This is a genomic window from Dapis purpurea BLCC-M126 (genome assembly GCF_050015975.1).
Classification (GTDB): domain Bacteria; phylum Cyanobacteriota; class Cyanobacteriia; order Cyanobacteriales; family Microcoleaceae; genus Trichodesmium.
The window spans coordinates 1-16087 of sequence record NZ_JBNHER010000201.1; the positions used below are offsets into that span (position 1 = coordinate 1).

The following is a 16087-nucleotide window of genomic DNA, read 5'->3' on the forward strand; positions in this document are numbered from 1 at the left end:
TTTTGATTAGCGATCGCCTACCTAATTGTACCTCACTAGCTTGGGAAATGCTATAATATTATTTATAAGCTGATAGCTAAATGCTAAAATCTGATAGTTAATTTTTATTTTTCTTTAAAGCAGTAATAATTTGCTTATTTGCTTCGGGAAAAGTAAATTCATCTATTTCATCTAATGTTACCCACCTAAACTCATCACATTCTATAGTTTTTGGTATTCCGCGCAAGTAGCTACAATGATAGACATGAAGCGTGACTCTAATTTCAGAATAATTATGATCTATTGTAATTAAATGTTCTTCTACTCCAACGTCAATTCCTAACTCCTCTAAAACTTCTCTTTGAATACAATTTTTTATTGTTTCACCAGTTTCTTTTTTACCTCCAGGAAATTCCCATAAACCACCAAAAACACCTCCAGGTTTTCGCTTATCAATTAAAATTTCTCCTGCTTCATTCCAGATAACAGCAACACCAATTAACTTATGAGGCAATATCATGTCCGTTTGAATACTTATCAATAATTAGATAGATTGAATAATACAACTTTAATAAATGTTTGCTAAAAATAGAGAATATTGATTATAAGTGCTTGTTTTTTTGTATAAAGTTATTGATTTGATTGAGCCATAAAATTTACTATTTTTCTAACTTCCTCCTTCCTCTTTCTACCTTCTTGCTTCCTCCTTCTTGCTTCTTCCTTCCTCTTCAAATAAAAATTCCCCGGTTTATTAACCAAGGGAATAATCACAGCTTGACTAAATTAAGTCTCGTTACCAAATGTTTGATCCATTTTCAAAGAATTTTCAAATGTCATTCTCTGTTCAGCATTTCTAAGAAAATAGCCACTGAGCATTGCTGAAGCTAATAATTTACCTAAATTTTCTCTGCTAGTTGTCACATTTACATTAAATTGTTCTGAGGGTAGATTGCCTAAGAGTCCAATAATATTTCGCTCCATCACCTGAAAAACTTCTTGGGAATTTGGTTTTGATAAGTGGGAAACTGTATCTGGACTCATAGATTGGACATATTGCCAAAGTAAATTGGCTCCTTCTGAACTTTCTTCAAATAACTCTGGCCTGTGATTGTTTCTATTGGTCACTTTCTACCTCCATTTCAGAAACTCTTTTTGACAATTATGGTTTATGGACTTAACCAACCATATCTATTGCAATTGTTAATATTTGTTTTATTTCCTCAATACTAATTTAACAGAATGTTGCTAGAAGTCCGAACTATAGCGCTACGCACAATTCATAAGTCATAATTTAGCCATGATAAAGTTTTCAGTGCGAAAATAATCTTTATGGAGTATTTATAAATGTCCCCATCCTATTTGCATAGTGCTATATTTATCTAAACAATACGGTGTTATTTCTCTCTAGTTTCTTATCTCCAGTCTCTCAGCAAAAATTTTCAGGGTTATGAATACTGACGGTAGATAAATTCTCGTCTTTGTTTACGGAGCATCAAAAAAATAAATTTTCTGCTTCGGCGAAACCGATACACCGAGGCAGAAATATAAAATTTAATCAGATGAATGTCCAAGTTTGTATAAGTTTCTCAAAGCAGTTGATTATCCTTAACTAGCTAAATAATCATTCATATCTTGCTTTCTTTTACGAAGTTTACTTAAAGCTTCCCGCTCTATCTGTCGTACTCTTTCACGACTAATATTTAGGCGATCGCCGATTTTGGATAGAGTCATGCTTTGCCCATCTTCTAAACCAAACCTTAAGGCCAAAACTTGCTTTTGTTGAGGAGTCAAGTCAGCCATGATTGATTCTAAATCAGTCCGCATGGAAGATTGGAGAGCATAATCCTCCGGAGAAGCTCCTGTGTCTTCTAATAAATCTCCTAACTCTGTATCTTGGTTATCTCCTACTCGCAAATCAAGTGATAAAGGTAAGCGAGCTCGTTCTAAACATTCCCGAATTTGTTTTGGAGTTAAACCTAGTTCTGCTGCTATTTCACCAGTTGTAGCCGAACGTCCTAGCTGTTGAGTCAGTTGTCTCTGGACTTTTTTAATCTTGTTCAGCTTTTCTGTAATGTGAATAGGTAAACGAATTGTACGGCCTTTTTCTGCGATCGCTCTAGTTATGGCCTGACGAATCCACCAATAAGCGTAAGTAGAAAATCTATAACCCTTGGTAGGGTCAAACTTTTCTACTCCTCGCTGCATACCAATAGTACCTTCTTGAATCAAATCAAGCAAATCTACATTTCGTTTGATATACTTTTTAGCAACAGATACAACCAAGCGTAAATTGGCCTCTACCATTTTCCGCTTTGCTCTTTCACCTTCCCTAATAATTCGCTGCAATTCATTCTTTGAGAGATTTTTAGCATCAGCCCATTCTACTAATGTTGGCTTACGACCTAAGGCTTCAGTTAAAGTTTGATTGAATTCCTGCAAAGCTGTTAAGCGTTGAACCTGTTTTCCATAAAGAATTTCTTCTTCGTGAGTTAATAAGGGAACACGACCAATTTCTCTTAGATAAGTGCGTACAGAATCAATGTCTGAGGTTTTACCAATCTTCATAATTTTCCTCCCGCTAGATAACTCTACTTCGAGGTAGCAAGAAAAGTGGGCGGGCATTACGCTTTCCTTGAATTTTTCTTAAAAAAGTTTTTTTCTCTGACCATTTATGATTAATTTGGCCTAGAGATATTCTAAATTTATAGATTTTAGATTTTTAGATATGACCAAAGAGTTCCAATTTTATTGGGCTTCTATGATGGACATTTGTTGGCAATAAAAGAAGTTTTACTATTTCGGAATTTAGATTTAGTACGGAATCCTAGTCAGATTTGCCTAAAGTAGACCTTCTTGTTTTCTTATCGCTTCAGATATTTTTTTGTGGCCTTTACATAACTCAATACTATGTTAAGAATATTAACATTTATGAGAGCATATGGCTATACCTAAACCAATTGATTTTTCGGATGAATAGGTTTAATTGCCTATATGAGACTACTCATAAATTCTTAAAAAAATTGCATCCTGCACAACAAAATCACAAAAATTTTGCAAAAATACTTGATAAAGTTAGAAGTTATGGACTTATTTCTTGCTTTTGACTTTTAAATTTTGACTTTTGACTTAATTCATACATGACTTATTGTCTCGGTATTATTACTGAATCTGGTATTGTAATGGCCTCTGACTCTCGTACTAATGCGGGGGTGGATTATATTTCGACTTATCTGAAGTTGTTTGATTTTTCTTTAACTGGAGAGCGGGTCATCCTGGTTAGCACTTCTGGGAACTTATCAATTACTCAGGGAGTCATTAATGAACTCAAAAAAGATTTAAAAATTTCTGAGGGTACTAATCTTCATACTTTGTCTACCCTCTATGAAATTGCTCGCTACATTGGGGGAAAAATTAGACAAATTCTAGAGCAAGACCGCTCTTGGCTGCAACAGGACAGAATTGATACAGGATGCAGTATTTTATTAGGAGGGCAAATTAAAGGGCAAGACCCAGAATTATTTTTGATTTATCCTCAAGGAAATTGTATTTCTGCTACTAAAGAAACGCCTTTTTTACAAATAGGTGAAACTAAATATGGGAAACCTATTTTAGACCGTGCTTTGAGTTTTTATACTTCTTTGGAGGCTGCTGCTAAATGTGCTTTAGTTTCCATAGATTCTACTATGAAATCTAATCTGTCTGTAGGGCCGCCGATTAATTTAGTGATGTATGAAAAGGATAGTTTTAAAATTCGGCATCGGTTACAAATGCGTTTGGGCGATCCCTATTTGGCTAAGGTTAGGAAATTTTGGGAGGTTGCTCTTAAGGACGCTCTTGATGAAATGCCGGATTTAAATTGGTTATATGATTGTCAAGAGTCTCAGGAAGATATTTTGATTGATTGAGGCTGGGAAAGAAGAAGTAAGAAGTAAGAAGTAAGAAGGAAGAAGGAAGAAGGAAGAAGCAAGGAAAAAGTAAATTTTAGTAAGACTGTAGTGCCGTATCAAGCCTTAAATGTTACTTTAGGAAATTGGTAGAATGCTTATTTTTCAAAGCTTGACATCAAAAATCTATTCCACCACTTTAAGCTTGACGCGCTAGTAGGTTGGGTTAAGCGTCAGCGCAACCCAACATAAACTCTACTAACAAAGCAGTTGAGAAAATTATTTCGTCTGCCTACCTGAATTATCAAAAACATAGCTTGAGAATATTTTCTCAGCAAAAATCTTACTGGTATATCTGTTGGGTTTCCTTTTTCAAGCAAACCTACAAAAATATCCCCCACCATAATATTAATTTGGGAGGGAGAATAATGTTAATTTGTTGTTAGTTGAAAAGTTGTAAATGACTGACTGTAATAATTAAGAAAATACGATTCTGTTTAATTGAAAAAAGAAGGGTAATTCAGAGTCTTTTACTTCTCTGTCTATGTGAATTACTTGCTCGCAAATGTGAAAGGCTAAGTGCTTCTCTGGACCTGTTAAAGGATTTAATGCATCCAAAGCCAAATTAAGGGCTACTCCCGGATTGTTGGGAGCATCTTTTTCTTGATAATTTCTGATCCACAATTCGAGCTTAAATCTGAGCTCATCTTGGGAAATTCTAAGTAGATAAGAACCCTCATCAACAATGAAGTTCTTTTCTTGATCCGAGGCTTGACCATCTACAATAGCAGCCAGTGCAGCTAATTTGATAATATTTTGAGCAGAAGCAGGATTAATCATATTTCCCTCCATGAAAGTGATTGGAGAAGTGGTTATTTATCTATAAATGATTTTATCAATAACTAACCAATATCCTCACTATTCACCCTACATCAAAGTCATCAATTTTCAGTTATTTTATTCATCAAGATTTGGCATAAAATCTCTCTCTGACAATTAGAAATTATCATAAATTCCGGTCAACTATATTTTCCTATTTGTAGTAAAATTATATGTTATTCTGAATATACATAATTTCTGATGTAATTGAACTATTCTATCAGCAATTAAGAACAATCGTAAGGTAAGGTTTTATACAAAAAAAAAATCCCCCACGAGAATATTTAATTTGGTTAGGGGAGATGATATTAATTTAATTGTTATTTGAAAAATTGAAAATTGTAAGTGATTGAATTTACCAACGACCACCAAATACTAATTTTTGTAATTCTCTGATTAAACTATCTTCTTCAGGTGCCTTTTGTCCGTCTTGAAACATTACGTCTAGGCAAATGCTAAATGCTAAGTGCTTTTCATGGTCTGCCAAAGGCTGTAATGCTATCCTAGCTAAACTAATTGCTGCTGCACGATTCTTTACAAATCCTTCAACCTGGAAAATCCCCATCCAGTTATCAAGGTGCTTTTTTACCTCTTCTGGGGGAATTCTCAGCTCGTAAGAACCAACTTCAAAGATCAAGTTTTTTTCCTGGTCACTGACATGACCATCAACAACAGCAACCAGAGCAGCTAATAGCACAATATTTTCAACAAAAGCAGGATTTACCATATTTCTCTCCATGAAAGTGATTGAAGAAGTGGTTATTCATCTATAACAATCCCATCAATAAATAACCAATCTCCTCACTATTCAGCCTAAATCAAAGTCGTCAATTTTCAGTTATTTCATTCATCAATATTTTGCAGAAAATCTCTCTCTGAGAATTAAAAATTATCATAAATTCCGGTCAACTATATTTTCCTATTTGTAGTACAATACTATTTCATCAAAATATAAATAATACACAAAAAAATCTTACTTCTACGCCGAGACTTGATATAATATTTATTTACTTTAATTTAGGCTAATCTGATTAAACCTCTCGCCAAAGCTTCTAGAATTAAATTCAATCAAAATTAACATAAAATTCACCCTTTATGTATCAAATTTAAATCATTTATTATCTGTTACGCTACTTATAAATCAGTAATTATTCAAGCTCTAAAAATTAGTACAATTATTAACTATAACTATCGAATTTTTATTTTTGTGTTTCTCTATACATTGTTATAACTAAGACTATCTCTAGGATAAAAACAATCTCAAAAACTACCTACTTATTCTTTTACACCAGAATTAATAATGTCAATAAAAGTCAGTCTCAATCATCAACTTATTTACAACTTTGACCGCCCTATTATTCTCGGACCGCATCAGTTAGGATTGCGTCCTTCGCCTCATTGTCGTACTCCGATTCAAAGTTATTCATTAAAAATTGAACCTCAAGAACATCAAATTACTTGGCAACAAGACCTCCATGGTAATTTTATTAGCAAAATTAACTTTCTTCAAAAAACAGATAAACTCAAAATCGAAGTTGATATAATCGCCGAACTTCAACCAATAAATCCCTTTGATTTTCTCCTAGAAACTTATGCTGAGAAATATCCTTTTGCTTATGAAAATCAGTTAAATAAAGAACTAACACCCTTTTTAGAAATTACCGAATCAGGGGATTTACTACAGGAATGGATAAATAAAAACAGACAAACAGACACCTATACTACTAATTTTATCAATTCTATTAATCAACAACTTGCTCAAGATATTAACTATGAAATTAGACTAGAAGCAGGTATCCAAACTTGCGAAGAAACCCTCAATAGAAAAATTGGTTCCTGTCGAGATACAGCCTGGTTATTAGTACAAATTTTTCGTCATTATGGTTTAGCAGCTCGGTTCGTTTCTGGATATTTAATTCAACTGAAAGAAGATATCCCACCCCTTGACAATTCCCCTACTCCAAAATCGGACAATGGAGACTTACACGCTTGGGCCGAGGTTTATTTACCAGGAGCAGGTTGGATAGGTCTAGACCCCACCTCTGGTTTCTTGGCAGCAGAGGGTCATATTTCCCTGGTCTGTACTCCCGAACCCACTGCAGCAAATCCAGTACGAGGCACAACTGAACCCTGCGAGTCTAACTTAGAATTTTCGGTCAAGGTTTCTCGCCACCAAGAAACACCCAGGGCGACTAAACCTTACAGTGAAGAAGAATGGCAAAAAATTGACAGTCTTGGTCAGGAAGTTGAGGTAAAACTAAGACGTTTGGGTTTAGGGTTAACTATGGGAGGAGAACCTACTTTTATTTCTATTGACGATTTTGAATCTCCCCAATGGCGAGTGGAAGCTTTGGGAGATGAAAAACGCCGACTTGCAGGAGAATTGTTAAACCGTCTGGAAACAAGATTTGCCAAGAATGGGGGATTATTACATTATGGTTTGGGTAAATGGTATCCGGGTGAAGCTTTGCCAAGGTGGGCGTTGGGGTGTTATTGGCGCAAAGATGGGGTTCCTATTTGGGGCGATCGCTCTCTCATGGCAGAGGATAATCAAGATTATGGTCATACTCGGAAGGAAGCGGAAATTTTTATAGAAACTATTGCGCAACAGTTGGGTGTTAATTCAAATTGCATTATCCCCACTTATGAACAGGAAACTGAAACACCTGCGGGTTATGTTTTGCCTATTTTGTCAGTGTTGAAAAATGAAAATCTGCACTGGAGTAGTTGTCATTGGCAATTGCCAGAAAGTAAATTATATTTGCTTCCTGGTGACTCACCGTTGGGGTTTCGTTTGCCACTTAGTTCAATTTCTTGGGCACAAAATTTGGAACCTGAAGCAACGGTTGATATTAACTACCCTCCCACAACTCCAAGTGCAACATTTTTAGAAGCTCCAGAAAATTCTATTCGGATAGCATTAACCACAGAAGCGCGACAGGGAAAAGTACATATATTTATTCCACCTATGACTTCTGCTAGAAGTTATTTAGATTTAATTGCAGCGATTGAAGATACAGCAAAGCAACTAAAAATTCCTGTAATAGTTGAAGGTTACACACCTCCTGGCAATTCTGGAATAGATGGATTTCAAGTTACCCCAGATCCAGGAGTGATAGAAGTAAATATTCATCCAGCAGAAAATTGGGATGAGTTGGTGGAGATTACGACAAGTTTATATGAAGAGGCGCGTTTGTGTCGGTTGGGAACTGAGAAATATCAGTTAGATGGTCGCCGGGTAAGTACGGGTGGGGGAGCGCATATTACTATTGGTGGTAAGAGTGTTGGGGAAAGTCCTCTATTACGACGACCAGATTTATTGCGGAGTCTAATTACATATTGGCAACATCATCCTAGTTTATCTTATTTATTTTCTGGTTTATTTGTCGGTCCGACGAGTCAGGCACCCCGAATAGATGAGGCGCGACATGAAAGTTTGTATGAGTTGGAAATTGCCTTTCAGGAGTTACAACCAGGAAAAGAAGTTCCGCCGGAATTAATAGACCGTTTATTGAGAAATTTATTGGTGGATGTCACGGGAAATACTCACCGTACTGAGTTTTGTATTGATAAGTTGTTTCCGGTAGAAAATCTGCGCCGTCAATTTGGGTTGTTGGAATTTCGAGGGTTTGCAATGCCTCCCCACCCTAGAATGAGTTTATTACAAATGTTGTTAATTCGGGGTTTGGTGGCGTGGTTTTGGGAACAACCTTATCAGCGAGATTTGATTCGCTGGGGTACTATGTTGCACGATCGCTTTTTTCTGCCTCATTATATAGGTAAGGATTTGCAAAAGGTAATTGGGGATTTGCAGTCGGCAGGTTTTGGATTTGAGTTTGACTGGTTTGCGCCCTTTTTTGAATTTCGTTTTCCGATAGTTGGGGAAATAATGCGGAATAGTTTGCAGTTGGAATTACGTTATGCAATTGAACCTTGGCACGTTTTGGGAGAAGAAACAACTGGTGGAGGAACAGCGCGTTATGTAGATGATTCGATGGAAAGGTTGCAGGTAATGTTGCGGGGTGCTATGGGTGATTCCCCCAATCAGGATAGTGTGGGGTCGCGGTATGTAGTTTTGTGTAATGGTCGTCAGATACCCTTGCAGTCTACGGGTGTGGGAGGAGAGTATGTGGGGGGGGTAAGATATAGAGCGCGGAAGTATGGGAGTTTATTACATCCGGCGATCGAATGTCATAGTCCGTTGGTATTTGAAATTGTGGATAGTCGCGTAGAGCGAAGTATTGGTGGATGCAGTTATTATGTGAGTCCTCCTAATGGGAAGATTTATCAGCAGTTTCCGGTGAATTATCGGGAGGCAGAGTCGCGAATGGTAGAGCGGTTTATAGGGATGGGGCATTCTTCTGGGAAAGTTGAATTGTCCTCGCTGCAGTTGGGTTCGGAGTATCCGTTGACTTTAGATTTGCGGAGGGTGAGGAAGTGAGGGAGTGGGGGAGTGGGGAGTAGGGGAGATTAAGTATTAAAATAATTTCTCAAACAAAAAGTTGAAAATTTACTATTGTCTTAAAATTAGTTTTTTTATTTTCAAATAGATATGAATAGGAAATAAATTATGTTGAAATCGTTGACTATAAATAATTTTCGTTGCTTCCAATCTTTTGAACTTCAACAACTTAGCAGAGTTAATTTGTTGGTAGGAATGAATAATAGTGGGAAAACCTCTATTTTAGAGGCAATTCAACTTTTATATTCCGCATACCAACCTGCACAACTCCAGAAAATAATGTTTTACCGAGGAGAATATTTATGGAGGGAGCGTGATAAACAACTAGATATTCGGCATCTTTTTTATGGGCGTGAAATTTCAGTAGGAAGCAAATTTTCTATAGTAGGAACTAATGATAAATATCAGGAAAATCTAATTGCTTCAATACAAGCAGATTCACCGAATAAATTAGATGAACAAAAAGATTTATTTTATAATTCAGAAGAAATTACTGATGAACTAGATGAATTAGAAGATATTGTTTTTATGCTTGATTGGAAAAAAAAAGAAGTTAGTATAAGACGCAGATTATCACCTGATGGAGGTATGGATGTTCGTATACTAAGGTCATCTAGAATAACTACAGAAGCAGTTACAAAATCCCAATTTATTACACCATTATCTTTGGATATTGACGAAATTACTCAATTATTTGATGAAATTGTCTTGACACCAGAGGAAACGTTAGCCCTAGAAGCACTCCAAATTATTGAACCTAAAATTGAACGTATTGCTTCTATTGGCCCTGAAAAATATGGTTCTAATACTAGAATTTTAAATACTAGAATTGTAGGAGCAAGAGGTGGATTTAGAGTAAAAGTTTCTGACCAAAAACAACCCATACCTATTGGTAGTATGGGAGAGGGAATATGGCGAATTTTAGCATTAGCGATCGCTCTTGTTTCTGCTCAAGGTGGAGTATTACTTGTAGATGAAATTGATACTGGTTTACATTTTTCTACAATGTCTGATATGTGGAAGCTTATTTGGAAAACTGCGAAAAAATTAGATGTTCAAGTATTTGCTACTACTCATAATAGTGATTGTTGGAGAAGTCTTACAGATGTGATTCAAAGTGAAAGTTTAAAAGGTGAAGAAATTTCAATTCACAGAATAGAAACCGATAAAAATACTTCTGTAGTTTTCACCGAGTCTGAAATTGTTATTGCTGACCAAGATGATATAGAGGTACGGTAGTAATGACACAAAGAAAAATATATCCAAAAAAGCTTTTGGTAGAAGGTGCTGAGGATAAAAGAGTTATTCCATATTTGATAGAAGCTAATGATATTCCTTGGATAGAAAATCAGCAAGAAGTTGTCTTCATTAAAGAATATGCTGGCAAAACAAAACTACTAAAAAAAGATGTAATTTCTTCACAGTTAAAAAGTTCAGGACTTTCTGCATTAGGTTTAATGGTTGATGCAGATGAATATCTAGAAAATACATGGCAAAGTATTAGAAATGTTTGTTTACCCAGTATTCCTGATTTTCCTGAAAATTTACCAGAAACAGGTTTAATTCATACCACAAATTCTGGTGTGAAATTTGGAGTGTGGATAATGCCAGATAATAAAATGCGTGGGATGCTAGAAACATTTCTGACTTATATGATTCCTGACGAAAATGAACCTATTTGGAACTATGCAAAAACAACTGTTAGGGAAGCTAAAAATCTAAGTGCGCCATTTATAGAAAATAATACTGATAAAGCTAATATTCATACATGGTTAGCTTGGCAAAATCCTCCCGGTCGTCAATTACATAATGCTGTGATGGAAAAAATATTAAATCCCAAACATCCCCAAGCTCAAATATTTATTAACTGGTTTAAAAAATTATATGACTTGTAAAATTTTATTTGAACTATCTTCTCCTTAAGAATATCTTATTAAATATCAAAACAAAATCTTAAAACCAGACATGATATGATTATCTACAGTTAAACCTAATTTATATAAATTAGATGAAATGGAAAAAATAGAGCAACAAAATACCGAAACAATAGCCATCATTGGCATTGCTTGTCGCTTTCCAGGAGCTAATAATTACAACCAGTTTTGGGTGAATCTGGAAACAGGAGTAAATAGTATAAGTGAAATTCCTGCCCAGAGGTGGGAAGTAGAGAAATATTATTCTGCCAACCCAGAAGCACCCAATAAAACCATTAGTAAATGGGGAGGACTAATTGAAGGTATAGACAAGTTTGATGCCCAATTCTTTGGCATTTCTCCTAGAGAAGCAAAAAGAATAGACCCTCAACAGAGAATCATGCTGGAATTGAGTTGGTCTTGTATGGAGGATGCTGGATATTCACCATCTAAACTATCAGGAAGTCGGGTAGGTGTTTTCATCGGAGCTTGTAACTATGACTCAATTCTTTTACTAAATAAAAATCAAGAAAACATACAGGGACATAGTGGTACAGGAACTTGGACTTGTATGATTCCTAATCGAATTTCCTCTTTCTTTAATTTTCATGGACCTAGCATCCCTATAGATACGGCTTGCTCAAGTTCACTGGTAGCTATTCATTATGCTATCAATGCTCTCAAAGAATCCGAATGTGAGACAGCACTTGTTGGTGGACTCAGTGTATTGTTTACACCAACAACTTATATCCAAATGAGTCAACTGGGAATGTTATCCCCAACAGGACAATGTAAAACTTTTGATAGTGAAGCTAATGGTTACGTTAGGGGAGAAGGCGCAGGAGTAATTTTATTAAAACCTTTGGCAAAAGCAATGGTAGATGGCGATCGCATTTACGGCGTAATTAAAGGTAGTGCTATTAATCATGGAGGAAAAGCTAAAACCCTTACCTCTCCTAATATTTACGCCCAATCCCAAGTGTTACGAGCTGCCTATACAAGAGCTAATGTTGCCCCTAATACAGTTTCCTATATCGAAGCTCATGGTACTGGGACACCATTAGGAGACCCGATGGAAATTAATGCTCTCAAACGAGGATTTAAACAACTTTATAAACAGTATGAGCTAGAATTTTCTAAAAAACCCTATTGTGGTTTAGGGGCAGTGAAGACAAATATTGGACATTTGGAAGGAGCTGCCGGAATTGCTGGAGTGATTAAAGTGTTATTGGCAATGAAGCATAAAAAATTGCCTAAGATTGTTAATTTTCAAGAATTAAATCCACGCATTGAATTAAAAGACAGCCCATTTTATATAGTTACGGAAACTCAAGAATGGCAGCAGTTACAGACAGAAACGGAGGAAATGCTTCCACGACGAGCTGGTGTAAGTTCCTTTGGAATTGGGGGTGTTAATGCTCATGTTGTTTTGGAAGAAGCACCAAAGGAAGGCAACAGGCAACAGGCAATAGGCAACAGTAAAGAATTTTTAGAACGTTCATTGCATCTATTAACTTTGTCGGCGAAAACAGAAAAAGCTATGCAAGAGTTAGTCAGTAGTTATTCCAATTATCTGGAAACTTATCCAGAATTAGAACTAGCAGACATCTGCTACACAGCCAACACAGGACGTAACCACTTCAACCATCGTCTAGCCATTATTGCCTCCAACCAACAAGAATTAGTCGCAAAACTCAGACAGCACAAACAGGAAAAACAAGTCCCAGGAATATTCTCAGAAAAACTATCTCACCGCATCACTACACCCAAAATTGCCTTCATCTTTACAGGTGAAAATCTCCAGTATCTCAACATGGGACAACAACTCTATGAAACTCAACCGACTTTTCGTCAAGCCTTAGATAGATGTGACCAGATCCTAGGTTCCTATGTAGAAAAGCCACTCTTAGAAATTCTATATCCTCAACAGCCACAAAAGTCAAGTTCCTATTTATTAGACCAAAGTACCTATAGTCAATCTGCCCTATTTTCCATAGAATATGCTTTAGCACAGTTATGGCAATCATGGGGGATTAAACCAGATGTCCTCTTAGGTCAAAATGTAGGAGAATATGTAGCAGCTTGTTTAGCAGGAGTCTTTAGTTTAGAAGACGCTCTCAAATTAATCGCCAGTAGGGGCAGGTTAATGCAGCAGTATCCTAATAGTCAGACAATTATTGATACAGAATTTAAAGTCTCAGCACAAGAAATTATCTACACTCAGCCTCAAATACCACTGATTTCTAATATCACGGGCAAAGAATTAAGTAATGAAATTACTTCAGCCGAATATTGGGTGAATCATCTGTGGGAATCTGTACCTCTGAGTCAAAGTATTGAAACCCTAAATCAGGAAGGAGATGAAATCTTCCTAGAAATTGGACTGTGTAGAGGCTTACTTACCAAGCCCCTACAAGAAAGCACGTCTCAACTTTCAACCCAAACAGAATGGCAAAAAATATTAGAAAGTTTAGCCAAACTATATATAAGAGGAGTAAATATTGATTGGTCTGGGTGGGACAAAGATTATAATCGAGAGAAAGTAGCACTACCAACTTATCCGTTTCAAAGACAAAGTTATTGGATTGAAACTTGTGAAAAAGAGGAGTCAAAAGAGATTCCCGAAAATAACTCAAGCTTAATCTTTAATCTACTAAACCAAGGTGATATAGAAGGATTAACTCAAGAATTAAATCAGGGTCAAAACTTGACATTAGATGAGCAAAAATTGTTGCCAAAACTGGTAGAAATCCTCATAAATCAACATCAAACTCATATTAAAAATCCCCAAGAAAAAAATATTATTTTACAAAAACTGGAGAAAAAGACAGAAAAAAACCGGAAAAAATCAATAATAAATCACTTAGAAAGTTTAGTGAATAAAATCCTAGGATTAGAGGAATCAAATAATCTAGATGCACAGTTAGGATTTGCTGATATGGGTTTAAACTACTCAATGATGGTAGAACTAGGAGAAATATTACAAAAAACTTATGGATGTTCAGTGTCAATATCAACATTGCTGGAGTATTTTAATATTCAAGAGCTATCAAAATATTTACTTATGCAAATTGAGGGAGGTCCCTTAGAGACAAAAAATGAGAGTTCAGACTTGACAAATAAAACTCAAGAAATTAGGGTTGAAGGTGAAATAGAACCGTTATATGAAGAGGCAATAGCAACTGCTATTCATGAAACAGAAGTGGCCACAGCCATTCAAGAGGAATTGAAAGAGATTACACTTCTACTTAACAATGAAGGGGACTAAAATGACGATATTTTCCTATGCAATGTTTACCGACTTCCTTACCAGTATTTTTGACGAAGCTGGCCTTTTTGTACTTTGCCACTAGGTGTTCTTGGTAAAGATTCAACAAAATCTACACTTGTAGGTAACTTGAAATCAGCAATTTTTCCCCTACCAAAATTGATAATATCTAATGCTCTTGTATTTTCTCCAGTTTTTAAAACAACAATTGCTTTTATACTTTCTCCTAAAAACTTATCTGGAATACCAATTACAGCAACTTCAGCAATTGCAGGATGTTCATATAAAATGTTTTCAACTTCTGCTGGATAGACATTCTCTCCTCCATAGCAGATCATATCTTTAATGCGATCGCAAATATAAATGTAGCCTTCTTCATCAAAATAGCCTGCATCTCCCGTATGAACCCAACCATCGACTAAAGTTTTTGCTGTAGCTTCAGGTAATTTCCAGTAACCTATCATGTTTGCAGGAGAATTTATGCAAATTTCACCTATTTCAAAAGGAGGTAACTTTTGACCTTCACTACCTAAAACAGCTAAAGATACTCCAGGAAAGGCTTTACCAGCAGATTTCAATCGGTTGGGATAATTAGAGATATGAGCAGAGGCAGGTAGAGATACAGCACAGTTTCCAGTTTCTGTCATGCCATAAATTTGTACAAAGTCACAGGAAAATACTGCTATTGCCTTATTCAATAAAGATTCCGCGATCGGTGAACCTCCATAAACAATATGTCCCAATGATGAAAAATCTGTTTGTTTAGACTGGGGTTCAGCTAATGTAATTTGAATCATTGCAGGAACCATGCACATTTTCGTGATCCGATACTTTTCAATTGCATTGAGAACTTCAAAAGCATTAAAAGTTTCCAGAATAAAATTTTCTGCTCCGGAGACTAAACCCCGAATAGCCCACCATAAACCTCCAATATGAAATGAAGGTAAAATTAATAAATTTTTATCATTTTGGCTCCAATTTATCCAGTTCTCGCCTAGTTTCGCAAATTCTTTAGCAACAGCAAAAAAGCTATAATGTCCCAGTTGAACACCTTTAGGCCGACCAGTCGTTCCACTGGTATACATTTGAACAGCTACGTCGTTTGGGTTAACTGTAATATCAGGTTTGACATCACTATACTGCTGACACCAACTACTATAACCAACCCAATTCTGGTCAGTGTTTTCTAAACCGATAAAAGCTTTGATAGTCTTAACTTCTTCTCTAATTGATGCAACTAAAGGATAAAACTCCGATCCAACTAATAGAATTTCGATATCAGCATCTCTAAGTATATAGCTGACTTCGGCTGCAACTAAACGCCAATTAATTGGTACTAAAACTGCATTAATTTTGGCACAAGCAAATAATATTTCGTAACTCTTTAATGAATCTTTTGCTAACAATGCTACTCTAGATTGAGCTTTAACGCCTTCTGCTAATAGCCCATTAGCTACACGGTTGCTTTGTAAATCAAGCTGTGAATAAGTTAGGGATTGGTCTTTAAAAACCAAAGCTATATTGTTGGGAAACTTGTTTCCTTGCACCAAAGATAAATCGGCTAATGTGAAAATTTCATTATCGTATATCATTATTAATCTTCTGCTTCATAAAACCGATATAAAACGTCATAACATGACATTTTAATGTTTACTTCCTGCTTCAACTGAGACCGTCGGCGGCTACTCATCCACAAGCATTG

Annotated in this window: 11 protein-coding genes; 5 read left to right on the forward strand and 6 right to left on the reverse strand. The window is 35.9% G+C overall.

What is annotated here, in order from left to right; genetic code table 11:
* Positions 1-97: 97 nt before the first annotated feature.
* The 3 genes from mutT to ACP6PL_RS17750 form a co-directional block, all read right to left on the reverse strand.
* Entirely contained in the window at positions 98-499 is a 402-nt protein-coding gene (mutT, locus tag ACP6PL_RS17740; protein WP_426546592.1) for an 8-oxo-dGTP diphosphatase MutT, read from the reverse strand.
* A gap of 263 nt (positions 500-762) precedes the next feature.
* A complete protein-coding gene (locus ACP6PL_RS17745) occupies positions 763-1104 on the reverse strand; it encodes a DUF760 domain-containing protein (protein ID WP_426546593.1) in 342 nt (113 codons plus the stop codon).
* 480 nt (positions 1105-1584) lie between these two features.
* A complete protein-coding gene (locus ACP6PL_RS17750) occupies positions 1585-2544 on the reverse strand; it encodes an RNA polymerase sigma factor, RpoD/SigA family (protein WP_426546594.1) in 960 nt (319 codons plus the stop codon).
* Positions 2545-3116: 572 nt separating this feature from the next.
* Between ACP6PL_RS17750 and ACP6PL_RS17755 the strand changes: the two genes are divergently transcribed.
* Complete coding sequence (locus ACP6PL_RS17755) at positions 3117-3884, forward strand: proteasome-type protease (RefSeq protein ID WP_426546595.1); 768 nt, start codon at positions 3117-3119, stop codon at positions 3882-3884.
* A 456-nt stretch (positions 3885-4340) separates the two neighbouring features.
* Here the strand turns inward: ACP6PL_RS17755 and ACP6PL_RS17760 are convergent, their stop codons facing one another.
* Both ACP6PL_RS17760 and ACP6PL_RS17765 read right to left on the reverse strand, forming a co-directional pair.
* Complete coding sequence (locus ACP6PL_RS17760; protein ID WP_426546596.1) at positions 4341-4703, reverse strand: hypothetical protein; 363 nt, start codon at positions 4701-4703, stop codon at positions 4341-4343.
* A 394-nt stretch (positions 4704-5097) separates the two neighbouring features.
* Positions 5098-5469: a TerB family tellurite resistance protein gene (locus ACP6PL_RS17765; protein WP_426546597.1), complete on the reverse strand. Its 372-nt coding sequence runs from the start codon at positions 5467-5469 to the stop codon at positions 5098-5100.
* Between the two features lie 573 nt (positions 5470-6042).
* Between ACP6PL_RS17765 and ACP6PL_RS17770 the strand changes: the two genes are divergently transcribed.
* The 4 genes from ACP6PL_RS17770 (at position 6043) to ACP6PL_RS17785 (ending at position 14385) form a co-directional block, all read left to right on the forward strand.
* Positions 6043-9183, forward strand: coding sequence for a transglutaminase family protein (locus ACP6PL_RS17770; RefSeq protein WP_426546598.1), 3141 nt, complete (start codon positions 6043-6045; stop codon positions 9181-9183).
* A gap of 129 nt (positions 9184-9312) precedes the next feature.
* Entirely contained in the window at positions 9313-10443 is a 1131-nt protein-coding gene (locus ACP6PL_RS17775) for an AAA family ATPase (protein ID WP_426546599.1), read from the forward strand.
* Between the two features lie 2 nt (positions 10444-10445).
* Entirely contained in the window at positions 10446-11099 is a 654-nt protein-coding gene (locus tag ACP6PL_RS17780; RefSeq protein ID WP_426546600.1) for a DUF3226 domain-containing protein, read from the forward strand.
* A gap of 118 nt (positions 11100-11217) precedes the next feature.
* Positions 11218-14385 carry a type I polyketide synthase gene (locus ACP6PL_RS17785; protein ID WP_426546601.1) on the forward strand — a complete coding sequence of 1056 codons (3168 nt, stop codon included), beginning with the start codon at positions 11218-11220 and terminating at the stop codon, positions 14383-14385.
* A gap of 38 nt (positions 14386-14423) precedes the next feature.
* Here the strand turns inward: ACP6PL_RS17785 and ACP6PL_RS17790 are convergent, their stop codons facing one another.
* A complete protein-coding gene (locus ACP6PL_RS17790) occupies positions 14424-15977 on the reverse strand; it encodes a long-chain-fatty-acid--CoA ligase (protein WP_426546602.1) in 1554 nt (517 codons plus the stop codon).
* Between the last annotated feature and the right edge of the window lie 110 nt (positions 15978-16087).

What these genes read in the sequence shown, in the direction of transcription:
- mutT (WP_426546592.1), bottom strand. Translation starts at nt 499, where the DNA reads ATGATATTGCCTCATAAGTTAATTGGTGTTGCTGTTATCTGGAATGAA.
- ACP6PL_RS17750 (WP_426546594.1), bottom strand. Translation starts at nt 2,544, where the DNA reads ATGAAGATTGGTAAAACCTCAGACATTGATTCTGTACGCACTTATCTA.
- ACP6PL_RS17755 (WP_426546595.1), top strand. Translation starts at nt 3,117, where the DNA reads ATGACTTATTGTCTCGGTATTATTACTGAATCTGGTATTGTAATGGCC.
- ACP6PL_RS17760 (WP_426546596.1), bottom strand. Translation starts at nt 4,703, where the DNA reads ATGATTAATCCTGCTTCTGCTCAAAATATTATCAAATTAGCTGCACTG.
- ACP6PL_RS17765 (WP_426546597.1), bottom strand. Translation starts at nt 5,469, where the DNA reads ATGGTAAATCCTGCTTTTGTTGAAAATATTGTGCTATTAGCTGCTCTG.
- ACP6PL_RS17770 (WP_426546598.1), top strand. Translation starts at nt 6,043, where the DNA reads ATGTCAATAAAAGTCAGTCTCAATCATCAACTTATTTACAACTTTGAC.
- ACP6PL_RS17775 (WP_426546599.1), top strand. Translation starts at nt 9,313, where the DNA reads ATGTTGAAATCGTTGACTATAAATAATTTTCGTTGCTTCCAATCTTTT.
- ACP6PL_RS17780 (WP_426546600.1), top strand. Translation starts at nt 10,446, where the DNA reads ATGACACAAAGAAAAATATATCCAAAAAAGCTTTTGGTAGAAGGTGCT.
- ACP6PL_RS17785 (WP_426546601.1), top strand. Translation starts at nt 11,218, where the DNA reads ATGGAAAAAATAGAGCAACAAAATACCGAAACAATAGCCATCATTGGC.
- ACP6PL_RS17790 (WP_426546602.1), bottom strand. Translation starts at nt 15,977, where the DNA reads ATGATATACGATAATGAAATTTTCACATTAGCCGATTTATCTTTGGTG.